22 protein-coding genes and 1 riboswitch are annotated in these 23,329 nt (G+C 29.1%); of the genes, 20 read left to right on the top strand and 2 right to left on the bottom strand.

The features are described 5' to 3' along the window. Positions 1-153 precede the first annotated feature (153 nt). The 7 genes from TEGL_RS01700 to TEGL_RS01730 all read left to right on the top strand — a co-directional run bounded on the left by TEGL_RS01700 (position 154) and on the right by TEGL_RS01730 (position 8,395). Positions 154-531, top strand: a complete 378-nt coding sequence (locus TEGL_RS01700) for a hypothetical protein (protein ID WP_018591828.1) — start codon at positions 154-156, stop codon at positions 529-531. 160 nt (positions 532-691) lie between these two features. Beyond that, the gene (locus TEGL_RS01705; protein WP_018591827.1) at positions 692-2,293 is read left to right on the top strand and encodes an NAD(P)/FAD-dependent oxidoreductase; all 1,602 of its coding nucleotides are present in this window, start codon (positions 692-694) and stop codon (positions 2,291-2,293) included. Positions 2,294-2,451: 158 nt separating this feature from the next. Beyond that, a complete protein-coding gene (locus TEGL_RS01710) occupies positions 2,452-4,074 on the top strand; it encodes a Na/Pi cotransporter family protein (RefSeq protein WP_018591826.1) in 1,623 nt (540 codons plus the stop codon). A gap of 183 nt (positions 4,075-4,257) precedes the next feature. After that, on the top strand, positions 4,258-5,604 hold the full coding sequence (locus tag TEGL_RS01715; RefSeq protein WP_018591825.1) for a glucose-6-phosphate isomerase: 1,347 nt from the start codon (positions 4,258-4,260) through the stop codon (positions 5,602-5,604). 152 nt (positions 5,605-5,756) lie between these two features. Then, a complete protein-coding gene (gene htrA, locus TEGL_RS01720) occupies positions 5,757-6,845 on the top strand; it encodes a serine protease HtrA (protein WP_018591824.1) in 1,089 nt (362 codons plus the stop codon). 155 nt (positions 6,846-7,000) lie between these two features. After that, positions 7,001-7,489, top strand: a complete 489-nt coding sequence (locus TEGL_RS01725; RefSeq protein ID WP_018591823.1) for a flavodoxin family protein — start codon at positions 7,001-7,003, stop codon at positions 7,487-7,489. 63 nt (positions 7,490-7,552) lie between these two features. After that, a complete protein-coding gene (locus TEGL_RS01730; RefSeq protein ID WP_018591822.1) occupies positions 7,553-8,395 on the top strand; it encodes a TylF/MycF/NovP-related O-methyltransferase in 843 nt (280 codons plus the stop codon). A 48-nt stretch (positions 8,396-8,443) separates the two neighbouring features. Here the strand turns inward: TEGL_RS01730 and feoB are convergent, their stop codons facing one another. Continuing rightward, a complete protein-coding gene (feoB, locus tag TEGL_RS01735; RefSeq protein ID WP_018591821.1) occupies positions 8,444-10,369 on the bottom strand; it encodes a ferrous iron transport protein B in 1,926 nt (641 codons plus the stop codon). Then, on the bottom strand, positions 10,370-10,603 hold the full coding sequence (locus tag TEGL_RS01740; RefSeq protein WP_018591820.1) for a FeoA family protein: 234 nt from the start codon (positions 10,601-10,603) through the stop codon (positions 10,370-10,372). It abuts the gene before it with no gap. A gap of 182 nt (positions 10,604-10,785) precedes the next feature. Between TEGL_RS01740 and TEGL_RS01745 the strand changes: the two genes are divergently transcribed. The 13 genes from TEGL_RS01745 (at position 10,786) to phoU (ending at position 23,278) form a co-directional block, all read left to right on the top strand. Beyond that, on the top strand, positions 10,786-11,313 hold the full coding sequence (locus TEGL_RS01745; RefSeq protein ID WP_018591819.1) for a Gx transporter family protein: 528 nt from the start codon (positions 10,786-10,788) through the stop codon (positions 11,311-11,313). Positions 11,314-11,352: 39 nt separating this feature from the next. After that, complete coding sequence (locus TEGL_RS01750; RefSeq protein WP_018591818.1) at positions 11,353-11,523, top strand: aspartyl-phosphate phosphatase Spo0E family protein; 171 nt, start codon at positions 11,353-11,355, stop codon at positions 11,521-11,523. Between the two features lie 141 nt (positions 11,524-11,664). Then, positions 11,665-12,477 carry a mechanosensitive ion channel family protein gene (locus tag TEGL_RS01755; protein ID WP_161618798.1) on the top strand — a complete coding sequence of 271 codons (813 nt, stop codon included), beginning with the start codon at positions 11,665-11,667 and terminating at the stop codon, positions 12,475-12,477. 91 nt (positions 12,478-12,568) lie between these two features. Next, positions 12,569-13,240: an MgtC/SapB family protein gene (locus tag TEGL_RS01760; RefSeq protein WP_018591816.1), complete on the top strand. Its 672-nt coding sequence runs from the start codon at positions 12,569-12,571 to the stop codon at positions 13,238-13,240. A 95-nt stretch (positions 13,241-13,335) separates the two neighbouring features. Further along, complete coding sequence (gene pepF, locus TEGL_RS01765) at positions 13,336-15,114, top strand: oligoendopeptidase F (protein ID WP_018591815.1); 1,779 nt, start codon at positions 13,336-13,338, stop codon at positions 15,112-15,114. 94 nt (positions 15,115-15,208) lie between these two features. Then, positions 15,209-16,312: a site-2 protease family protein gene (locus TEGL_RS01770; protein WP_018591814.1), complete on the top strand. Its 1,104-nt coding sequence runs from the start codon at positions 15,209-15,211 to the stop codon at positions 16,310-16,312. 169 nt (positions 16,313-16,481) lie between these two features. Beyond that, complete coding sequence (locus TEGL_RS01775) at positions 16,482-17,312, top strand: phosphate ABC transporter substrate-binding protein (protein ID WP_018591813.1); 831 nt, start codon at positions 16,482-16,484, stop codon at positions 17,310-17,312. A gap of 178 nt (positions 17,313-17,490) precedes the next feature. Then, a riboswitch (purine riboswitch) is annotated at positions 17,491-17,593 on the top strand. 142 nt (positions 17,594-17,735) lie between these two features. Further along, entirely contained in the window at positions 17,736-19,082 is a 1,347-nt protein-coding gene (locus TEGL_RS01780) for a nucleobase:cation symporter-2 family protein (RefSeq protein ID WP_018591812.1), read from the top strand. A 1-nt stretch (position 19,083) separates the two neighbouring features. Then, positions 19,084-19,656, top strand: coding sequence for a xanthine phosphoribosyltransferase (locus TEGL_RS01785; protein ID WP_018591811.1), 573 nt, complete (start codon positions 19,084-19,086; stop codon positions 19,654-19,656). A 386-nt stretch (positions 19,657-20,042) separates the two neighbouring features. Then, positions 20,043-20,972, top strand: coding sequence for a phosphate ABC transporter permease subunit PstC (pstC, locus tag TEGL_RS01790; RefSeq protein ID WP_018591810.1), 930 nt, complete (start codon positions 20,043-20,045; stop codon positions 20,970-20,972). 1 nt (position 20,973) lies between these two features. Then, positions 20,974-21,798, top strand: a complete 825-nt coding sequence (gene pstA / locus TEGL_RS01795) for a phosphate ABC transporter permease PstA (protein ID WP_018591809.1) — start codon at positions 20,974-20,976, stop codon at positions 21,796-21,798. 28 nt (positions 21,799-21,826) lie between these two features. Further along, complete coding sequence (gene pstB / locus TEGL_RS01800) at positions 21,827-22,591, top strand: phosphate ABC transporter ATP-binding protein PstB (RefSeq protein WP_018591808.1); 765 nt, start codon at positions 21,827-21,829, stop codon at positions 22,589-22,591. A 30-nt stretch (positions 22,592-22,621) separates the two neighbouring features. Further along, positions 22,622-23,278 (top strand): phosphate signaling complex protein PhoU, encoded by a 657-nt coding sequence (gene phoU, locus TEGL_RS01805; protein ID WP_018591807.1) that lies wholly within the window; start codon positions 22,622-22,624, stop codon positions 23,276-23,278. Positions 23,279-23,329 lie beyond the last annotated feature (51 nt).

A 23,329-nucleotide genomic window follows, 5' to 3' on the forward strand; every position in this document is an offset into this window, starting at 1 on the left:
TTAAAAATTAATTAGATTAATAAGAAAATACTATTAAATTTTATATTTAATAGTATTTTTGCATTTAAAATATAAAAAGTTATAAAAAAAAGGTTTTAATATATTTAAAAGGTGATAAAATAATACATATATAATAGAGAAAGAGGTAAAAATATGAGTCTTAGTTTAGGAAATGGAATTGCAGTATCAACTAACTATATAAAATCAAATCCAGCAGTGCCTGTATATAATGGTGAAGAAAGTCCTAGTAACTTATATGCTGTAATTTATCATATAGAAATAGGATACAATGAAGGTAAAGAACAAAAAGTAAAACAATACATAATAATTGACTATAAAGACTTTGATTTATCTTCAGAAAAGAAAGATGAATTATTAGATACAGCAAAGAAATACTGTGAAATGAAAGATATACCTGAGGGAGATCAATTAGAGATAACATTATTAGACAATGATGAAGCTGAAGATTTCTTAGAAAAGGTATTTAATAATATGAAGGTTATAAGAGGTCTTATTACTAAAAGAGACTAATAGTATTTAATAGCTAAAAATAAATAATAATTTTAAAAAATCAAAGGCTTTGGAAACTCCTAGCTTTTGATTTTTTTTGAGTAATAAGAGTAAGATTATTTTTTTAGTGGTAAACATAATAAGTAAGATAAAATAAACAATTACAATTAAGGAGAAAAAAATGTTAAGAGTATCGAATATAAAAATTAGTATTAGTGATGATAAATCGAAAATACTAAAGTTAGTAATGAATAAATTAAAAATAAAAGAAAATGAGATAATTGAATATCATATTTTTAAAGAATCCATAGATGCAAGAAAAAAGGGAAAAATAGATTTTGTATACACTGTAGATGTAAATGTTAAAAATGAAGAAAAACTATTAAAAAGAGTATTAAAAGATGTAGTTGAAGTAAAACAGCCTAGTTATATAGATATTAAGCATGGAAGCAATAAAATAAATCATAGGCCGATTGTTGTGGGCAGCGGACCGGCAGGCTTATTTGCATCTTTACTTCTAGCACAAAGAGGATACAATCCACTATTGCTTGAAAGAGGATTAGATGTTGATGAAAGAACAAAAGATATTAATAACTTTTGGAATAGTAGAGTTTTTAAAAATAATTCAAATGTACAATTTGGAGAAGGTGGAGCTGGAACATTCTCAGATGGTAAACTTACAACAAGAATAAAAGATATAAGATGTAGAAAGGTTCTAGAGGAACTTGTAAACTTTGGATCGCCTGACGAAATATTGTATTCTCATAAGCCTCATGTGGGAACTGACATACTTAAAAATGTGGTGAAAAATATAAGAGAAGAAATAAAAAGATTAGGCGGAGAAGTAAGGTTTAACACCAAAGTTACAGATATAGAAGTAGAAAATGATAGCATAAAAGCTGTAATAGTGAATAATAAAGAAAGAATAGAATGTGACCATATAATTTTTGCCGTAGGTCATAGTGCGAGAGATTCTTATGAAATGTTACATAGCAAAGGTGTAAAAATAATTCAAAAACCATTTGCTATCGGAGCAAGAATAGAACATCCACAAGTATTAATAAATAAATCTCAATATAAGGAATTCTACGATCATCCAAGACTTGGAGCGGCGGATTATAGATTAATTGAGCATACATCTAATGGAAGAACAGCATATTCATTCTGTATGTGCCCAGGAGGAACTGTAATAGCTTCTGCATCAAATGAATTTGAAGTAGTAACAAATGGCATGAGTGAGCATGCTAGAGATAAGGTAAATGCAAATAGCGCTTTCTTAGTTAATGTTACTCCAGAAGACTTTGGAAGTACTAATCCTTTGGCAGGGATTGAATTCCAAAGAAAATATGAAAAACTTGCTTATGAATTAGGTGGAAATAATTATAATGCACCAATGCAATTAGTTGGAGATTTTTTAAATGACAAGATAACAACAGATATAGGAAAGGTTGAACCTTCGTACAAACCAGGTGTAACAGGTACTGATTTAAGAGAATGTTTACCAGAGTTTGTAACATCAACTATGAAAGAAGCATTAGTATCTCTTGATAAGAAACTAAATGGGTTTGCTATGCATGACGCAGTATTAACAGGTGTAGAAACAAGGTCATCAGCACCAGTTAGAATAGTAAGAGATGAAGAAACATTACAATCAGTAAGTACAAAAAATTTATATCCCTGTGGTGAAGGTGCGGGTTACGCAGGAGGAATAGTTACAGCCGCTGTTGATGGTATAAAATGTGCAGAGAAAATAATTGGAAAGTATTGCCCTATTGTTAAATAATTTTAACAATAATGGGGAAATTGATAAAAAAAATTAACAAAGATTTATGATATAATGTTTATGCATTAAATCATAAATACATAATAGTAAAAAATTTTTTAAGATTAAAAGCAAAATGTAATAATCAATGAACGAATGTAACTAAGGAGGAATAAAATTTGGAAATAATCATAGGTATTATGGGTGGATTGGGACTATTCCTATTTGGAATGAATCTTATGGGAGAAGCCCTAGAAAAAGCAGCTGGAAGTAAGCTTAAAAAAATCATAGAACTTCTAACTAGTAATATATTTATGGGAGTTCTTGTTGGGACATTAGTAACAGCTGTAATCCAGTCATCAAGTGCCACTACGGTAATGGTAGTTGGTTTTGTTAATGCTGGTATAATGACATTGCCACAAGCAGTAGGAGTAATTATGGGTGCCAATATAGGTACGACAGTTACAGCCCAATTAGTATCAATAGATATGAACGGACTAGCTCCTGTAGCTTTAGGAATAGGTATTATTCTTTATTTATTCGGTGGGAAACCAAAAACTAAGCATATAGCAGAAGTTTTAATAGGATTTGGTATTCTATTTACAGGTATGGACTTTATGAAAGAAGCAGTTAAACCATTATCAGAGTATTCAGGATTTACTAGCGCATTACTTACTTTTGGTAAATATCCAATCTTAGGGCTATTATTAGGATTTGGAATAACAGCTATAATACAAAGTTCAAGTGCATCTATGGGTATGTTAGTTGTTTTAGCATCACAAGGATTAATACCACTTAATAGTGCACTACCAATATTATATGGTCAAAATATAGGTACTTGTGTTACTTCTTTATTATCAAGTATAGGTGCAAGCATAAGTGCGAAAAGAGCAGCACTTATACATTTAATATTCAATATACTTGGAACAGCACTATTCTTAATATTCTTAAATAAATTAGTTGTTAGTGCAGTAACTTATATGGATCCAAATAATGTTGCAAGACAAATTGCCAATGTTCATACAATATTTAATATAGCATCAACTTTAATTTTATTACCATTCAATAAATTTATAATAAAATTAGCTACTAGATTAGTGCCAGACAACCACACTGAAGATGATGATGTAAAAGTTGTTAAGTTTATAGATGATAGAATGATTGAAACACCTTCAATAGCATTAGTTAATGTGGAAAAAGAAACATTAAGAATGGGTGAAAAGTCTAAGCAAAGTTTAGATTGTGCTATGAAAAGTGTGCTGGAAAAGTCAGAAAAAGATATATCTATTACTTTAAGAAAAGAAAAAAGAATAAATGAATTACAAAAAATGATATTAAATTACTTGCTTAAATTATCAAAAGCTCCTCTAAATGAAGAATCAAGAGAAGTTATAGATTCATTATTTAATACAGTTAATGATATAGAAAGAATAGGAGATCATGCTGAAAATATAGCAGAATTAGCTCAAAATAGTATAACTAATGACGTTACATTCTCAGATCATGCAAGAAATGAGTTAAACGATATGTACAATAAAGTATTATCAACATATACTTATGCATTAGAATCTATGAGAACATCCGATGTGGATCTTGCTTGTAAAGTAATCAAAATGGAAGAACAAGTAGATATTATGGAAAAATCATGTAGAATAAACCATATGAGAAGATTAAATAATAATATGTGTAGTATAGATAATGGTATTATTTATTTAGAAGTAATAGCTAACTTAGAAAGAGTTTCAGACCACGCTGTTAATATAGCTCAACAAGTTATAGCACAAAGTGTAAATGAAAAATAGATAACATATAAAGCTTTAGAGATAATATTTATTTCTAAAGCTTTTTATATTTTTTATAAAAATGTAAATATTAATCAATATAATAAAAAAATAATATAAACTAAACAATTTTTTAACAAGAAGGCAAATTGGTTTTATGATATAATTTTATGGTATTAATATTATAAAAAAGGGAGTAGAATTATGAACAAAATTAAATTTAATTATAGTAAAGCCTTAGATTTTTTTGCTAAGGAAGAAGTTGATACATTACAACCTTATGTTGATGTTGCGCATGAAATGCTTCATGAAAAAACTGGTCCAGGAAAGGATTTTTTAGGTTGGATAGATCTTCCTAATAATTATAATAAAGAAGAGTTTGCAAGAATAAAAAAAGCAGCTCAAAAAATACAATCTGATTCAGATGTACTAGTAGTAATAGGAATTGGTGGTTCATATTTAGGGGCTAGAGCTGCAATAGAATGCTTAGGTCACTCATTTAGAAATAGCTTAAGCAAAGATGATAGAAAAGCTCCAGAAGTATATTTTGCAGGAAACAATATAAGTTCAACTTATTTAATGGACTTAATTGAAATAATAAAGGACAAAGATGTATCATTAAATGTTATATCTAAGTCAGGAACTACTACTGAGCCAGCTATAGCTTTTAGAGTTTTAAAAGAGTTTTTAGAAAACAAATATGGCAAAGAAGAAGCAGCAAAAAGAATATATGCAACTACAGATGCTAAAAAAGGAGCATTAAAACAAGTTTCTGATGAAGAGGGATATGAAACTTTTGTAATACCAGATGATGTTGGGGGAAGATTCTCTGTATTAACAGCGGTTGGACTATTACCAATAGCTGCAGCAGGATTTGATATAGATGAAATGATGCAAGGAGCTAACGATGCTCGTATAAAATATTCTACATCTAACTTAGAAGATAATGATTGCTACCAATATGCAGCTGTAAGAAATATATTACATAGAAAAGGTAAAGACATAGAACTACTAGTAAATTATGAGCCAAACTTACACTTTGTAAGTGAATGGTGGAAACAATTATACGGAGAAAGTGAAGGGAAAGATCAAAAAGGTATATTCCCAGCTTCAGTAGATTTCTCAACTGACTTACACTCAATGGGACAATATGTTCAAGATGGTAAGAGAATATTATTTGAAACAGTTTTAAATGTGGAGAAACCAAGAAAAGTAGTTGAATTAAAAGCAGAAGAAAAAGATTTAGATGGACTTAACTACTTAAGTGAAAAAACTATGGATTTTGTAAATGAAAAAGCATTCCAAGGTACTTTACTTGCTCATACTGATGGTCAAGTTCCAAACTTAATAATAGATATACCAACATTAAATGAGTATAATTTTGGATATTTAGTATACTTCTTTGAAAAAGCTTGTGGAATAAGTGGATATCTATTAGGAGTAAATCCATTTAATCAACCAGGTGTTGAAGCATACAAGAAGAATATGTTTGCTTTATTAGGTAAACCAGGATTTGAAAAAGAAAAAGAAGAATTAGAAAAAAGACTTTAGAAATTAAGGTTTAATTAAGAATAAAATATTATAATGAAATCATCATAAGAGATTTATATCGAATTTGATGATTTCTTTTTTTTAGAAAAGATTATAAAAATTAATAATATAAATAAAATAATAATAAGTTTATTTTGTTAGGAGGAGAAAAAATGGCAAGAAAAAAAGGGATAGGATTAGTAGTAGTTGTAGCTGTAATATGCTCAGTACTTAGCTCGTTTTTAACAGTAATATTATTGAAAAATAATTTAAGTACGTCATCTGGCTCATCTTCATCACAAAGTATAAGTATAAATAGTAAAGGAAAAAGTACAAATGTATATCAGGCAGTAACAGAAAAGGCGATGCCGTCTGTAGTAGGTATTACTACAACTGTTATGAGTTCAGATAATATGTTTTCTATTCCAACTGAATCAGAAGGCGTGGGAACAGGTATAGTAGTAGATTCAAATGGATACATTCTTACAAACTCTCATGTTATTTCTGATGGAGAGGCTAAACAAGTAAATGTTTTATTTAACGATGGTTCAAGTGCTAATGGAAATGTGGTTTGGTATGATTCACAATTGGATTTAGCTGTAGTAAAAGTAAATAAAACTGGACTTACTCCAGCAGAACTTGGGGATAGTGATAAAGTTTCAATTGGTGATATATCAATAGCCATAGGTAACCCACTTGGATTAGAATTACAAAGAACAGTTACACAAGGTATAATAAGTGGCCTAGATAGAACTATAAAAACTAAACAAGCTACTATGACAGGTCTAATTCAAACAGATGCAAGTATAAACTCTGGTAATAGTGGGGGACCATTATTAAATGAAAGAGGCCAAGTTATAGGAATAAATACAGCCAAAACATCTGAAGGTGAAAGTTTAGGCTTTGCTATTCCAATTAATCAAGCAAAAGAAATAATACAATCAGTAATTAAAGACGGAAGTTATAAAAAAGTAACATTAGGTATAAAAGGATACGATGCATCAACTTATGCAGCTTATGCCCAGTCTCAAGGACAACAAGTAGCTACCGACGAAGGTGTATTTGTTGGAGAAGTAGTAGACAATTCTCCAGCTAAAAAAGCAGGAGTTAAAGCAGGAGATATAATAGTTAAATTAGGGGATACAAAATTAACAAGTATGTCAGACTTAACTAAACGTTTATATGAATATAAAAGTGGTGATAAAACAACTTTAGTAGTAAATAGAGATGGTAAAGAAGTAAAATTAAACGTAAGTTTTTAATAACAAATATAAATAAAAATAGTGAGGAGCATTATCCTCACTATTTTTTTACACATAATAAGTTCCACAATATAAATTTAATTTATATTGTGGTTTAGAGATTAAATTATTACTATATTATATATAAATACAAAAAGAAAGAAGATGAAAAATATATGAAAAATCTTGTAGTCTTCTATTCATTAGAAGGTAATACAAAACTAATAACAGATATTATAGCCCAAAAAACTAATGCAGATGTGTTAGAACTAAAACCAAAGAAAAAGTATCACAATTCAGGGTTTAAAAAATATTTTTGGGGAGGAAGAAGTGTATTATTTAAAGAAAAACCAGAACTTTCATCATATAACATAAATATAGACGATTATGATAATATTTTTATAGGAACACCTATATGGGTTGGTACTTATGCATCTCCTTACAATACTTTTTTAAATCAGGAAACTATATGTGATAAAAATATATACTTATTTGCTTGTCATGGAGGTGGTGGAGCAGATAAATTCTATAAGAATATAAAAGAAATGATTCCAAAGAATAATTTTAAAGGAGAAATTGATTTTAAGGATCCCCTAGAAGAAGGTAAAGAAGAAGTATTAGATAAAATTAATACTTGGTTAAATAACGTATATTTAAATAACTAAATATCAATAGATAAAATAAATACTGTTTATTTACAAAAAGAAGAATGAAAATGGGAGAGTATTATGAATAAGATAATGATATTTGGAGCAGGTCAAGCTGGAAATATGATATCAAATTGGATAAATGGAGATTTTGAATTATTAGGATTTATAGATAATGATCCAAATTTATGTGGAAAATGTAAGGATGGCAAAAGAATCTATTCGGCTAAAGAATCTGTAAAATTTATGCCGGATATTATTGTTATCGCAGTTCTAAACAAAGAAGCATCTGAAGAAATTCAACTACAATTAAAGTTATTAGACTATAAAGGAATGGTATTTGATATTAATGATTTTAAACATTATATTGATATAAGATTGGCATCACTAAGATTAATTGCATCAGAAATAAATGAGCAAAAATTAGATGGAGAAGTTGCTGAATTAGGTGTATATAAAGGCAAGTTTGCATCAGAAATAAATAAACTTTTTCCAAATAAAAAACTATACCTCTTCGATACTTTTGAAGGATTTTATGATGAAGATCTTGAGATAGAAAGAAGTCAGGGGTATTCAAAAGCCAAAGAAGGAGATTTTTCAGATACTAATGTTGAGCTGGTAAAGGATAGACTTTCATATCAAGAACAAGCAGTGTTTATAAAAGGTCATTTTCCTGAAAGTATAAAAGAAAATTTGCCAAGTTTTTGCTTTGTTAGTTTAGATACTGATTTATATAAACCTACTTATGAAGGATTAAAAATATTTTATCCAAAGCTTGTTAAAGGTGGAATGATTATAGTACATGATTATAACAGTAGTCAATTTCCGGGAGTAAAAAAAGCTGTAAAAGAATATTGTAGTGAGAACAATATTTTTATTGTGCCATTATGCGATATGCATGGTTCGGCAGTATTAACAAAGTAATAAATAAAAAATTGCTATATCTATTAAGATATAGCAATTTTTTATTTATTATTCATTTGTAGCTTTTACATGGCATGAACCACTTGATGGACAAGAAGAACAACCACTGCAACCGCCCTTATTATTTGATTTATTTTTAAACATCCTAAATAGGATAAATGCTGCTGCTAATACGATTGCACCACCAATAATATATTCTATAGAAGCATTATTTTCAAGTATAAGATTTCCGATTACATTTACTAATAAAGCAACTACCCAAGCTAGTATAAATTGATAAGATAAAGATATCATCATCATTTTATTTCCGTATTCTTTTCTCATAGTTGCAAGAGCTGCTATACATGGAGTATATAGTGCAGAAAATGCTAAGAATGAAAGTGCTGTAACTCCAGTAAATACAGTAGGTAAAACTTTAGCTAAATTACTACCAAATAAAACTGACATTGTGTTTACAACTATTTCTTTAGCACCAAGTCCTGTAAGTATAGAAACTGAAATTCTCCAGTCTGTAAATCCTAAAGGAGCAAATAATGGAGCCAGTAACTTACCAAATAAAGCTAAGAAACTATGGTTAATATTTTCAGTAAATCCATTTAAGTTAAATGATGATAAGAACCATATAACTACTGACATGGCAAACATTACAGTAATAACTCTTATTAAAAATCCTTTAGATTTGCTCCAAGTGTTTTTTAATAAAGCTGATAAAGTAGGAACTCTATATTCTGGTAACTCAAGAACAAAAGGCTCTGCTTGAGTTTTGTATACTGTTTTGTTTAATACTAAAGCGACTAATATTGCCACAACTACTCCTAATATATATAAAGATGTAGTAACGATAGCTTTATGTCTTGGGAAGAAGATTGATACGAATAAAGCATATATAGGTAATTTGGCACCACAAGTCATAAGTGGAGAAATTAATGCTGTTATCTTTCTATCTTTTTCACTTTCCAAAGTTCTAGTTGCCATTATTGCTGGAGATGAACACCCAAGTCCCATAACCATAGGTATGAATGCCTTACCAGATAAACCAACTCTATACATGATTCTATCCATTAAAAATGCTGCTCTTGACATATATCCACTATCTTCAAATAATGATATTCCTAAGAATAAAGTGAAAATTAATGGGAAGAATGGTAAAGTACCAGCTACACCACCAAGAACACCATCAACTATAAGGGATTTAAACCATAAGCTTGAACTAGCTAACATACCGTCAACAGGAGTCATTACATAAGCTTCTATTGCTTCTCCAAGCCATTCTTGTAAAGGCCCACCAACCCAATCGAAAGTAAACTTAAATAATAAAAGTAAAATTCCTATGAAAATTGGGTAAGCAAGTATAGGATTAAGAACAACATCATCTATACGATCACTTATTGATTTTTTCTTAATTGAAGGAACTATAGTTGCATCAGATATAATTTCTTCTATTTTTTTATAAGTTTCAGTTTCATTTCCGAAATTTACAGAGTAATTAATACTAGATTTTGAAGCATTTTCAATTACAGATTTAATATTTTCTAAACCAGCTTTTTTCTTTGCTACTATAGGAAGGATAGTAACGTTAAGATTTTTACCTAGTTTATCATAATCTAATTTTATCCCTTTAGCTTCAGCTAAATCAACCATATTAAGTAAAATAACTATTGGTTTATTATATTTCATAAGTTGAGTAGTAAGGTATAAGTTTCTGTCAAGATTAGAAGCATCTACTATATTTACTATTACATCAACATTTCCTTGTTCTAAAAAATCTTTCGATACTTTTTCCTCGTTAGAGAAAGTATCCATGGCATATATACCAGGTAAATCTACTATTTTTATATTATCATCTAAATAGCCTTCCTTTTTTTCAATTGTTACCCCAGGCCAGTTACCTACATATTGATTAGAGCCTGTTAACGAGTTAAAAACAGTAGTCTTACCAACATTAGGGTTACCGAATAAAGCTACGTTAATCAACTAAATCACCTCGCTGTCTTTTAAATAAATATTTTTAGCATCAGATTTTCTTAAAGCTAAGTTAAGTCCTCTAAAATTTACTATTATTGGATCTCCTAATGGAGCAATTTTCTTTATTTTTATTTCAGTATTAGCAATGCATCCTAAAGCAAGAAGTCTTTTTGCTAATCTTTCGTCACCATCTATATTATTAATTGTACCAATTTGGCCAACTTTTAAGTCGTAAACAGTCATCATTAACACCTCCTAATGAGTTTCATTATCAATTAAATTATAACTATATTTAGTTCATATGTCAATATAATCATAATTTTAATATTATATTTTTAAAAGTCATATAAAAAAATTTAAAATATAGAGGTTTTTAACTATATATTGTATTATAGTATTAGGTTGAAAAATGGAGATGAAAATTAATGAAAACTAAAAAGATGACATTTTTAGGTTTGATGGTTACATATAGCTTAGTATTATATATATTTGAAACTTATATACCTAACCCATTAATAGCTATTTTCCCAGGAGCTAAGCTGGGTTTATCGAATATAATAACACTTATATCATTGATAATTTTGGGTGTAAAGGACACTTGTATAATACTAACTGTTAGAATTATATTATCTTCTATTTTTGCTGGACCTATTTCATACTTATTATTTAGTGTAGGTGGAGCTTATCTAAGTTTGATATGTATGTATTTAGCTAGTAAAATAAAAGGTTTTTCTATTATAGGAGTGAGTATTGTAGGGGCCATAGGGCATAATATAGGACAATTATTAGTAGCGAGTATAATAGTACAAAATATTAATATGGTAGGGTATTTACCATTTATGCTTATAGCATCTTTGGTTACGGGGATGTTTGTAGGGTTAGTATCAAAGTATTGTTGCCCAAAATTGACAAAATTTTCCGTGAAATTGTTGACAAAGAATAACAATTTTTGATAAAATTAAATAAAATACATGTTGATAGTGGTGGTTTTTATGGATAAAAGTGAATTAGAAGCACTAAAGAAGGAAATTGAAGAAGTAAGAGAATTAATAAATACGTATATTGAATATCCTGAAATCTTTAGGGATGAGCTAGTTGAGTCAAGTAAGAAAATAGATATGTTAATAAATGAATATATAAAACAAGCAAGCGACCCACAGTAATGTGGGTTTTTTTGTATATATTTTGTGATTTTAAATAAGAAATATGAGTATACTAAAATATAAATATTAAAGCAAATTTTATTTTTGAGTTTATTATAATTTAAAGGTGATTATATGTTTGTTTCTAAATTAATTCGTAGTATGGTTATTATAATAATCGCTTGTATTTTGTTAAAAATTATACAATTTTCCTTAAAAAGTTTATTTAAAATCACAAAGTTTGATGAGAGATACGAAGATACTCTTTGCAGTGTATTGTGTTCTGTGTCATACTATATAATGTTTTGTTTAAGTGTAATATTGATTCTTAGAGAGTTTGAAATTGTTGATGCGACTGCCTTTGGTTCAATTGTTACAGGTGCTAGTATAGTTGGGATTGTAGCTGGGGTAGCATCTCAAAGTATATTAAAAGACATATTTAATGGATTTTTTATTCTATTTGAAAAACAAATTCATGTAGGAGATTTTATTGTAATAAATGAAGAGTTTAAAGGAAGCGTAGAAGAAGTTGGAATAAGAAGTGTAAGTCTTAGAGATTGGGATTTAAAAAGAATTACCATACCAAATGGTAATATTAATAGCATAAGAAACTATAGTAAGGATGTAATGAGAGTTATTGTTCATGTTAGAGTTTCTTATGAAGAAGATCCTATGAAAGTTTTAGAATCCCTGCAAGAGGTATGTAATATAATGAATGAAAAATATAAGGGCTACCTTGTAAAATTAAGACCATCTAGTTATTTGGGATTTAAAGTATATGGAATAACGGATATAGAAAAAATATCTATAGGTGCAAAATATACAATTACAGGTGTCGTTAATTCAGAAAAATATTTTGCCATATTGAGAGAAGCTAAGTTACAGGTTTTAATTGTGCTTAAGAAAAATAATATTAAGATAGGATACCCTACAAATATAAATATTTTATCAAATGAAGATAATATAAATGAATAATTATAAACCATAATTGAAAATGAAGAATAAAAACATATACTATACTAATATTATATATATAATATTAATATATGATTCTAAGGGGGACAAAATGGGGGACATAATATTAAAAAATCAGGAAATAATCATAAAACTCCTATTAGCGGTTTTAGTGGGCGGTTTTACAGGCTATGAAAGAGAAAAGTCAAATCAGTTTGCTGGTTTTAGGACACATATTTTAGTATCTATTGGATCATGTATTACATCTATTATAGCACTAGATTTATTTACTAAGTATAGTGGAGTTAGTACAATGGATCCAGCTAGGTTACCAGCACAAGTATTGTCAGGAATAGGCTTTTTAGGCGCAGGAGCTATATTAAAAAACTCTAATGGAATAAGAGGTCTAACAACTGCAGCAGGCATATGGACTACAGCCTGTATTGGCATAGCTATAGGATATGGTCAATACGTACTTGGAATCACATCATGGATATTAGTAATGGCAACATTATATGTGTTGAAAAATTTTGACAAGGTAATAGCTAAAAGAAGTCAGACAGTATTAAAAGCAACAATAACAAGCTTAGATGTAACATCTACCATATTCAATACTATCAAAGCCTCTGAAATAGCTATTAAAAATTTTCAAATAATAACAAAATCAGATACCATATGGGAAATTGTATTTTTAATTGAATATGATAGAAGATTAATACTGGATGAACTAATTATACAGTTAAAGAATATTAACCATGTAATAAATATGGAATATATAAAGTGATTTTAAGTAAAGTACTATTCTGTTTTGGAAATAATAAAATAAGGTAATCTAATAAGTTGTTTATTGGATGAATAATTTACTAAGGAGTGAAAATAATGGAGAGAAATGCGGTAGAAAACAAGTTTAAATGGACCATAGATGAAATGTATCTCAATGAAGGGGCTATAGAGAAAGATATACAAAAAGTAAATGAATTAATTGAGGAAGCCAAAAAATATAAAGGAACTTTAGCTGATAGTGAAGAGAATTTATACAATGCGTTAAACTTATCAGAACAAGCATCTAGAATACTTCAAAATTTATATGTGTATACTCATATGAAAAGTCATGAAGATACTAGAATAAATAAAAACCAAGGAAATGCCACTAAAACAGATATGTTATCTACAGAATTATCAATGGCTACATCTTATATGGTACCAGAAATAATAGCAATGGATAATGAAAAGCTAGAAAACTATTTAAAAAGTGAAAAATTATCTCACTATAAAAAACATGTGGATGAAATATTAAGATTAAAACCACATACTCTAAATGAAAGGGAAGAGGAATTACTAGCAGCAGTATCTGACCTATCAGGTGTTCCAGAGAATATATATGATATGTTATCTTTTGCTGATTTACAATTCCCAGAAATAGAAGATGAAAAGGGAGAAAAAGTTAGAGTAACTCATGCAAATTTTAGTTTATTCTTAAAAAGCAAAGACCAAAGAGTAAGAAAAGATGCATTTGATGCAATGTATTCTGTTTATGGTCAATACAAAAATACTTTTGCATCTACTTTGTACGGTGGAATAAAAAGTGAAATATTCTATGCTAAAACTAGAAAATACGAGTCAGCGTTACAAGGTTCACTATTCCAAGACGATGTTAGTGTAGAAGTTTATAACAATTTAATATCTGCAGTACATGAAAATTTAGATTCCTTAAATAAATATACTGATCTTAAAAAGAAATTCTTAGGATTAGATAAAATAAATATGTATGATTTATATGTGCCATTAACTGAAAACTTTGATATGGAAATACCTTATGAAAAAGCACAAGAAATTATATTAGAAGCCTTAAAACCTTTAGGTGAAGAATACTTAGAAAATGTGAAAACAGCATTTGCTGAAGGATGGATAGATGTATATGGAAATGAAGGGAAACAAGGAGGAGCTTACTCTTGGGGTAGCTACGACTCTAAATCATATATACTACTTAGCTATAAAGATGATTTAAATTCGTTATTTACTTTAATACATGAAATGGGTCACTCAATGCATAGTTATTACTCAAAAAATAATCAACCATACTTATATTCAGGATATAAAATATTCGTAGCAGAAGTGGCATCAACCTTAAATGAATTATTATTAATCAACTACTTATTAAAAAATGCAAAATCAAAAGAAGAAAGAGTATACCTATTAAACTACTATTTAGAACAATTTAGAACAACTGTATATAGACAAACAATGTTTGCTGAGTTTGAAAAAATATGTCATGCAAAAGTTGAAGGTGGAGAACCTTTAACATCAGAGGAATTCACAAATATTTATTATGATTTAAATAAACAATATTACGGTGAATCTTGTGAATTAAATGAACAAATAGGATTAGAATGGGCTAGAATACCTCATTTCTTTAGTAATTTCTATGTATATAAATATGCGACAGGATTCTCTGCAGCCTCTGCCTTAAGTAAACAAATACTTGAAGAAGGTGAAAATGCAGTAACAAGATACAAAGAATTCCTAAAGAGTGGTGGTTCAGACTTCCCACTAAACCAATTAAGAAAAGCTGGTGTAGACATGGAGAAAAAAGAATCTGTTGATAAGGCGTTACATCTGTTTAAAGACTTAGTAGACGAATTAGAAAAAGAATTATAATATTAATAAATAAGGAGCTATTTTTATTAAGTATATGTATAAATAGCTCCTTATTTATTGAAATAGATTTAAAATGAAAATATTGGGGGATTTTATGAAAAGCAAATTAATTAAAGTGTTGCCTTATATAATAGGAGCACTAGTTGGTCTGGCATTAGGACTGAATGGATTTTATGTAGAGATAAAAGATGTGATGATAGGAGCAGTGTCTATAGTCTCGGTAGGAATAGTAGAGCTATTGTTTTTTGCGACGGTTCACGAGTTAAGCCATGGATTTATAGCAGAAAAAAATGGACTTAACTTTACTGTACTGTATGTAGGTCCTTTTGCATTTAAAAGAGAAAATAAAAAATTTAAAAGAATGAAGGGGATTACGAAGCAGTTAATGTATATAGGAAGGGCTCAAATTGATAATTTTGAGATTTTGAATGAAGATGATATTGAAAAAGCAAAAAAAGCATGGATAAAAGCACTTCAAGCGGGACCATTAAGTGATTTAATTTTAAGTATTATAGCCATAGTTTTAGGGTTAATATTTAGATCATATATTTTGGTTATTGCAACTATTATAGTAGATATGTGTATGTGTTTGCCCAGCTATATTATGGGAGATGGACAACATACTAAATTAATGAAATCAGATAAAATATTTACTCATGTAATCTTATATACATATAGTATTATAGGTAATACACTTGTTTCTGAAGAGTCCAGGCTATTTCTTTTAGAAAAAATTGAGAAAGATATAGTTGAAAATAAAGTTGATAAAAGTAACTTAATTTCTTTATCATTAAGTGCCCATTCAATATATGTGAATGCTATATGTAATAATCGACAAGACTTACCAGAAAATATAAATAAAATAGTTGAAATGACAAAGAAAAATAAAGATATATTTTATAAGAAAGAAATAGAATCATCCTATTATAGAAATGTTATTAACACTTCCATATTGTATGAAGTATTAATTGAAGATAATAAAGAAAAAGCTTTAGACCTTTATAAATGTGTAAAAAATGAAAAACACAATATGCCAGGAGAAAAGCTTGATTTTTATAGAGTTGAGCATGTTTTAGGAATTGCAAATAGAAAAAGTGAAATTTTAAATGAAAACTTAATGAATCCTGTATTAAAAGGATGTGAAGGTATAGATGCAATAGAAAGAAAAATAAACGATTTAATATTAGCAAAAATTTAATGCTTTGTATACTTAATACGGATTTAACAAACTTTACATCTCTTTAATGTATACTTAATACTCTCTTAACACTCTAACTGTATTATTAAATTGTAAGGTAAATCAAATCGAGGAAATAAAAAACAAGTAATAATAAAAAAGTTTTGGTATTTGGAAGGAGATTATTAAGATGTTTAAGAAGAAAATAATGGCATTATTATGTGGGGCAGTAATGGTAAGTGGACTTGTAGTAGGGTGTGGTTCAGGAAATTCTTCAGAAGGAGATGCAGCTAAAATAACTATATCAGGATCAACTTCAGTAGGACCAACAATGGAGGTTTTAGCAGAAGCATATCAAAAAGATAATGATGTAAAAATAGAAGTGCAACAAGTTGGATCATCAGCAGGTATAAAAAATACAATAGAAGGAACTTCTAACTTAGGAATGTCTTCAAGGGATTTAAAAGATGAAGAAGCGCAAAGTGTAGAAGGAACTCAAATAGCAATAGATGGTATAGCAGTTGTAACAAATAAAAATAATAAAGTTCAAGATTTAACAGTTGAGCAAGTTAAAGATATATTTACAGGAAAAATAACTAACTGGAAAGAGGTTGGTGGATCAGATGCACAAATAGTTGTAGTATCAAGAGAAGAAGGTTCTGGAACTAGAGATGGATTCCAAGATATACTAGGATTTGAATCAGAAGAATTAACTAAAGATGCTCAAATATCTGATGGTTCTGGAAATGTTAAATCAACAGTTGAAGGAAATGAAAATGCTATAGCTTACATATCTTTTGGATATGTTAAAGATGGTATCAAGTCAGTTAAAGTTGACGGTATAGAAGCTAATGATGACAATGTTGTATCTGGAAAATATCCAATATCAAGACCTTTCTTAGTAGTAAATAAAAAAGATGCTATGAGTGATGAAGCTAAATCATTTGTTGACTTCATAATGAGTGATAAAGGACAAAATATAGTAGCTGAAGAAGGATTCATAAAAGCACCAACAAAATAAGCAAGATTCTATAATTGATTATTATATTTAAATAAACCTTAAGTTACAAAAAGCCTAACGGATTCCGTTAGGCTTTTTGCTTTTATGAATATGGAGATAAATGTAGGAGGTATTTCCATATAAATACAAATGTTTTAATATACAAAAAACTATTTACAAAAAAACTAGATATGGTACAATAAGATAAAATTAAATGACTCGTATATTTGACGGTAATATGGTCCGTAAGTTTCTACCTGCTAACCCTAAATTAGTGGACTACGAGGTATAGTTTAAAGAAAATATAAATATAAATTAGTCAAAATTAATTTATATTTGTTTTAGGATAAACACCTCGATATTTATATCGAGGTGTTTTTAGTTCTTATAAAACTATCAGAAACTGAGTCATACACACAAAATAAAATTACGGGAGATAGTGTTATGAGTTCATCAAACATAAAACAGTTAAACAATTTAAAGTATGGTGTTGAAGATAATCCCAGTTTGGCTACGAAAATTCTTCTTGGACTTCAACATATATTTGCAGCATTTGGAGGAGTTATAGTTGTTCCCTTAGTAATATCTAGTGCATTAGGATTTGATGCTAATACGTCAACTGCTGTAATTAGTGCATCAATATTAGCAGCAGGTATAGCAACAATAATTCAAGCAAAAGGAGTAGGCAGGATAGGATCTAAAGTTGCATGCATCATGGGAACAGATTTTACATTTGTATCACCAGCCATATCAGTAGGTTCTGTATTAGGATTACCAGGAATAATAGGAGCAACAATTTTAGGCGCATTTTTTGAAATTATATTAAGTTATTTTATAAAGCCTTTGATGAAGTTATTCCCACCAATAGTAACTGGTACAGTAGTTTGTTTAATAGGACTTACGCTACTACCAGTATCAATGGACTGGGCTGCCGGAGGAGTCGGGGCAGCTGATTATGGTAGTTTAATAAATGTATCAATAGCAATGCTTGTTATGATAATTACTTTACTTTTAAATAGGTATGGAAAAGGAATGTTAAGTAGTGCATCTATACTTATAGGAATGGTAGTAGGATATATAATTTGTATCCCTCTAGGAAAGGTTGATTTTTCATCAGTAACACAAGCAAACTTTGTAGCAATACCACAAATATTCCAATATGGAGTAACTTTTGATTTAAAAGCTTTAATAGCATTTTTACCAGCATATTTTGTTACTACAATAGAAACAGTAGGTTGTTTAAAAGCTATAGGAGAAGTATCAGATGTAGATATGGATGACAAAAGGGTAGGATCAGGAGTATTAGCTGATGGTGTTGGAAGCATAATTGGTGGAGCTGTGGGAGCATTCCCAAATACATCTTTTAGCCAAAATGTAGGATTAATACCATTAACAAAAGTAGCGAGTAAACATGTGGCAATAATGGCAGGTATATTATTAGTTATACTTGGTTTATTCCCTCAATTTGCAGCTTTAATAAATGGAATACCGCAACCAGTTCTTGGAGGTGTTGGAATAGTAATGTTTGGAACTGTTGCAGCAGCAGGAATAAAGACACTAAGTAGAGTAGAAATAAATGATAGAAATTTATTAATAATAGCAACTTCTATAGGTCTTGGACTAGGGGTTACTTTCAGACCAGACTTTATATCACAATTGCCAGAAGGATTACAAATGATATTTTCTTCAGGAATATCAACTGGTACAATAGTTGCTTTACTTTTAAATATAATACTTACAGAAGATAAAAAAGAAAAAAATAATAAAAAATTAGATAGAGAGGCAATATAAAATGAAAGAATTAAAAGATAGAATATTAAAAGACGGAAGAGCATTAAATGAAACGGTTCTTAAAGTAGATTCATTTTTAAATCATCAAGTAGATGCAAAATTAATGTATGAAATGGGAACTTATTTCAAAGAATATTTCAAAAATCATGGAATAACAAGAATACTTACAATAGAAAGTTCAGGAATAGCACCAACTGCTATGACAGCTCTTCAAATGGAACTACCAATGGTAACTTTAAAAAAACAACAATCTAAAATACTAAATGGAGAAGTTTATCAAACAACAGTACACTCATTTACAAAAGCTATGAACTACGAATTAACTTTATCTAAAAATTACATTAATGATGATGATAAAGTTCTTATAATAGATGATTTCTTAGCAAATGGAGAGGCAGCTCTAGGAGCAGCTAGATTAGTAGAAGAAGCTGGAGCAACTGTTGCTGGAATAGGAATTGTTATAGAAAAATCTTTCCAAGTTGGAAGAGGAAAGTTAGAATCAAAAGGATATGATGTTTATTCATTGGCTAGAGTAGCTAAACTAGGAAAAGACTTAATTGAGTTTTTAGATTAATAACAAAAAACTACAAGTTATAAATAATTTACTTTAAGAATTACTACTTAACATATGTTGTTTTCTTTTAGGAGAAATAATACAAATTTTGTATTATTTCTCCTTTTTTATTTATCATCCACTTTTGCTAATTAAAAAGTAATAAACAAGTAGATTTTCAAGCGAGGAAGTTGACTGAAGTGGTATCAAAATGATTCTCCAGCACGTTGCTCAAAGGCATATCGTTGTCGACATGAAGTGTAGCGCCCACACAGTGGCTTAAGCGAAGCGAATTTTACATAGACTTAACCTAAATCTAATATATATTTAACCTTTAAAATGTATCATTGAATTGTAGAAATACAAAGTACATTTAAATAAATTGAAAGAATGAAGGGGGAAATGTTTTGATTAATCAACAGATTACAGGAAAAAATCAAATCGTCACCAAAGATAAAAATAAAAAGAACAATAATAGAAAATATTTAATAGAGAATATATCAAGTAAAGTATTTATGATAAGTGCATCAATATCGGTAATAAGTTTATTATTGATTATAGGATTCGTATTTTATAAAGGTTTAACGCCATTTTTATTTAAAGGATATTCATTTGTAGACTTTCTAACGGGAACAGATTGGTTACCAAATTCAAATAAATTTGGTGTGGCTCCAATGATAGTAGCATCTATAGTAGCTACTATAGGATCTTTAATAATAGGAGTTCCTATAGGAATATTTACAGCAGCATTTTTAGCTGAGATAGCGCCAAAGCCTGTACAAAAAATTGTGTCACCAGCAGTAGAATTACTTGCAGGAATACCGTCAGTATTATATGGGCTATTTGGATTAGCGTTTATAGTACCAAATATTCAAAAACTATTAAATTTACCAAAAGGACAAAGTTTATTAGCTGTAATATTAGTGTTAGCGATAATGATGTTGCCAACAATAATATCAGTTTCACAAACTGCAATAAAGGCAGTACCAAAAGCTTATAAAGAAGGATCATTTGCACTTGGAGCATCAAAAATAGAAACTATTTTTAAGGTTGTTTTACCAGCAGCAAAATCAGGAATACTTGCGGCGGTAGTACTAGGAATAGGTAGAGCTATAGGGGAAACAATGGCAGTAATATTAGTTGCAGGAAATTCGCCTGTTATACCTACCTCTATTGTAGACAGTGTAAGACCTTTAACTACAAACATAGCTCTTGAAATGGGATATGCATACGGAACGCATCAAGAAATGCTATTTGCTACAGGTGTTGTATTATTCATGTTTATCTTAATACTTAATCTAGTATTAAGAAAACTTACTAGTAAGGGAGATCAGTAAGATGAGAAAAATTAAAGATAATTTTTTAAGCTTCCTATTATACCTATCATCATTTGTAACAGTTGGGATTTTAGTACTAATAGTAGGATTTATATTTGTTAACGGAATTAAAGGAATTAACTTAAGCTATATATTTAGTGATTATTCGGCATCAGGAGATGGTGGAATTTTACCAATGATAATAAGTACTGTGTATATGGTAGTAATCGCCATAGCTATAGCCACTCCAATAGGTATTTTATCAGCAATATATCTTAATGAATATGCTAAAAAAGGCAAGGTAGTAGAAATAATAAGATTTGCTACAGAATGTTTAGCAGGAATACCTTCAATAATATATGGTTTATTCGGGGGGATATTCTTTGTTGTAACATTAAAAATGCAATACTCAATAATAGCAGGGGCTTTAACAGTAGCAATAATAATACTTCCTGTAATAATAAGAACAACAGAAGAAGCTTTAAAAACAGTGCCAAATGAATTTAGAGAAGGATCATTGGCAATGGGAGCTACAAAGTTCCAAACTTTATATAAAGTTATAATACCAAGTGCACTTCCAGGAATATTATCAGGAGTTATATTATCAATAGGACGTGTAATTGGTGAATCAGCAGCTATATTATTAACAGCAGGAACAGTTGCTAGTATGCCAACAAGCATATTTGACAGTGCGAGAACATTAACTGTTCACTCATATCTTTTAACAAAAGAAATGGGGGATATAAGTGGAGCAGCTAGTGTCGGAGTAGTATTAATCGTAATAGTCTTAATTTTAAATACAAGTACTAAGCTAATTGCTAAAAAGTTAAGTAAGGGTAATATATAGTTGGCATGATATAAAAGGAGATAGTGAGATGAGTATGAATGATTCAAATAAATTAAGTGTTAAAGATTTAGATTTATTTTACGGAGAAAAACAAGCTTTAAATAAAATAAATATGGACATAAAACCCAATAAAGTTACTGCTTTAATAGGGCCATCAGGATGTGGAAAATCAACTTTTTTAAGAACTTTAAATAGAATGAATGACTTAATAGAAGATGTTAAAATAAAAGGCATAGTAAAAGTTGATGGTGATGATATTTATAAAAATAATGATGTAATAAAACTAAGAACAAAAATAGGTATGGTATTCCAAAAACCAAACTTATTCCCCATGAGTATATATGATAACGTAGCTTATGGTCCTAGAGTGCATGGAATAAAAGATAAAAAAACTTTAGATAAAATAGTAGAAGAAAGTTTAAAAGGAGCAGCTATTTGGGATGAAGTAAAAGATAGATTAAAATCACCAGCCCTTGGTTTATCAGGAGGACAACAACAAAGAGTGTGCATAGCAAGAACTATAGCAATGAAACCAGATGTAATATTAATGGATGAACCAACTTCAGCTCTAGATCCTATATCTACAGCAAAAGTTGAAGAATTAATCTTTGAATTAAAGAAGGATTATACTATTGTAATAGTTACTCATAATATGCAACAAGCAGCTCGTATATCAGATGAAACAGGATTCTTTTTAAATGGTGAACTAATAGAGTATAATAATACTAAAGACATATTCACTATACCATCTGATAAGAGAACAGAGGATTATATTACAGGAAGATTTGGTTAAGATTAATTATTTAAGAAAGAGGGGCGAATAATGGTTATTACTAATTTAGATGTAAGCATTCAATCTCTTAAAGAGTATACTTTAAGGATGATTGAAAAGTGCCAGGATTCTGTTGATTTATCAGTAGAATACATGATAAAAAAAGACATGAAAAACACAAAAAAAGTAATTAGAGAAGATGATGATATCGACATACTAAGGGAGTATATAAGAGATAGAAGTATAGAGCTTATGGCCTTAAAGCAACCTTTAGCTAGGGACCTAAGATATATTTATGCTATTTGTGATATATCTACAGAATTAGAAAGAATAGGTGACTATGCAGCTAATATATGTAGAGAAAGTTTAGAAATAGGTGAGGAACCATTTATAAAAGAGTTAATAGACATACCTATAATGAAAGAAATATGCTGTGAAATGCTTAAAGATTTATGGGTTGCACTAAAAGATGATAATGCAAATTTAGCTTATGAAATAGCTCAAAAAGATAATGAGATAGATGTGTTGTATGAAAGAGTAAGACAAGATTGTTTGCAAGTTATGCATAATGACCCAGATAAAAATATTAATCAAGGAATGCGATTAGTATTTATAGGAAGATACCTTGAAAGAATTGGTGATCATGTAACTAATATATGTGAAAAAATTATCTATGCTAAAAATGGCGAGATGATAGAAATTGGATAGATTTAGAAAAATAAAACTGTTTAAAGCAGTTTTATTTTTTTTTTGCATATA

The sequence above is a fragment of the Terrisporobacter glycolicus ATCC 14880 = DSM 1288 genome (assembly GCF_036812735.1).
In the GTDB taxonomy this organism is placed as follows: domain Bacteria; phylum Bacillota; class Clostridia; order Peptostreptococcales; family Peptostreptococcaceae; genus Terrisporobacter; species Terrisporobacter glycolicus.

Excerpts from the sequence above, each read along its gene's own strand:
- TEGL_RS01700 (WP_018591828.1), top strand. The coding sequence starts at position 154 with ATGAGTCTTAGTTTAGGAAATGGAATTGCAGTATCAACTAACTATATA.
- TEGL_RS01705 (WP_018591827.1), top strand. The coding sequence starts at position 692 with ATGTTAAGAGTATCGAATATAAAAATTAGTATTAGTGATGATAAATCG.
- TEGL_RS01715 (WP_018591825.1), top strand. The coding sequence starts at position 4,258 with ATGAACAAAATTAAATTTAATTATAGTAAAGCCTTAGATTTTTTTGCT.
- htrA (WP_018591824.1), top strand. The coding sequence starts at position 5,757 with ATGGCAAGAAAAAAAGGGATAGGATTAGTAGTAGTTGTAGCTGTAATA.
- TEGL_RS01725 (WP_018591823.1), top strand. The coding sequence starts at position 7,001 with ATGAAAAATCTTGTAGTCTTCTATTCATTAGAAGGTAATACAAAACTA.
- TEGL_RS01730 (WP_018591822.1), top strand. The coding sequence starts at position 7,553 with ATGAATAAGATAATGATATTTGGAGCAGGTCAAGCTGGAAATATGATA.
- TEGL_RS01740 (WP_018591820.1), bottom strand. The coding sequence starts at position 10,603 with ATGACTGTTTACGACTTAAAAGTTGGCCAAATTGGTACAATTAATAAT.
- TEGL_RS01745 (WP_018591819.1), top strand. The coding sequence starts at position 10,786 with ATGAAAACTAAAAAGATGACATTTTTAGGTTTGATGGTTACATATAGC.
- TEGL_RS01750 (WP_018591818.1), top strand. The coding sequence starts at position 11,353 with ATGGATAAAAGTGAATTAGAAGCACTAAAGAAGGAAATTGAAGAAGTA.
- TEGL_RS01755 (WP_161618798.1), top strand. The coding sequence starts at position 11,665 with ATGGTTATTATAATAATCGCTTGTATTTTGTTAAAAATTATACAATTT.
- TEGL_RS01760 (WP_018591816.1), top strand. The coding sequence starts at position 12,569 with ATGGGGGACATAATATTAAAAAATCAGGAAATAATCATAAAACTCCTA.
- pepF (WP_018591815.1), top strand. The coding sequence starts at position 13,336 with ATGGAGAGAAATGCGGTAGAAAACAAGTTTAAATGGACCATAGATGAA.
- TEGL_RS01770 (WP_018591814.1), top strand. The coding sequence starts at position 15,209 with ATGAAAAGCAAATTAATTAAAGTGTTGCCTTATATAATAGGAGCACTA.
- TEGL_RS01775 (WP_018591813.1), top strand. The coding sequence starts at position 16,482 with ATGTTTAAGAAGAAAATAATGGCATTATTATGTGGGGCAGTAATGGTA.
- TEGL_RS01780 (WP_018591812.1), top strand. The coding sequence starts at position 17,736 with ATGAGTTCATCAAACATAAAACAGTTAAACAATTTAAAGTATGGTGTT.
- TEGL_RS01785 (WP_018591811.1), top strand. The coding sequence starts at position 19,084 with ATGAAAGAATTAAAAGATAGAATATTAAAAGACGGAAGAGCATTAAAT.
- pstA (WP_018591809.1), top strand. The coding sequence starts at position 20,974 with ATGAGAAAAATTAAAGATAATTTTTTAAGCTTCCTATTATACCTATCA.
- pstB (WP_018591808.1), top strand. The coding sequence starts at position 21,827 with ATGAGTATGAATGATTCAAATAAATTAAGTGTTAAAGATTTAGATTTA.
- phoU (WP_018591807.1), top strand. The coding sequence starts at position 22,622 with ATGGTTATTACTAATTTAGATGTAAGCATTCAATCTCTTAAAGAGTAT.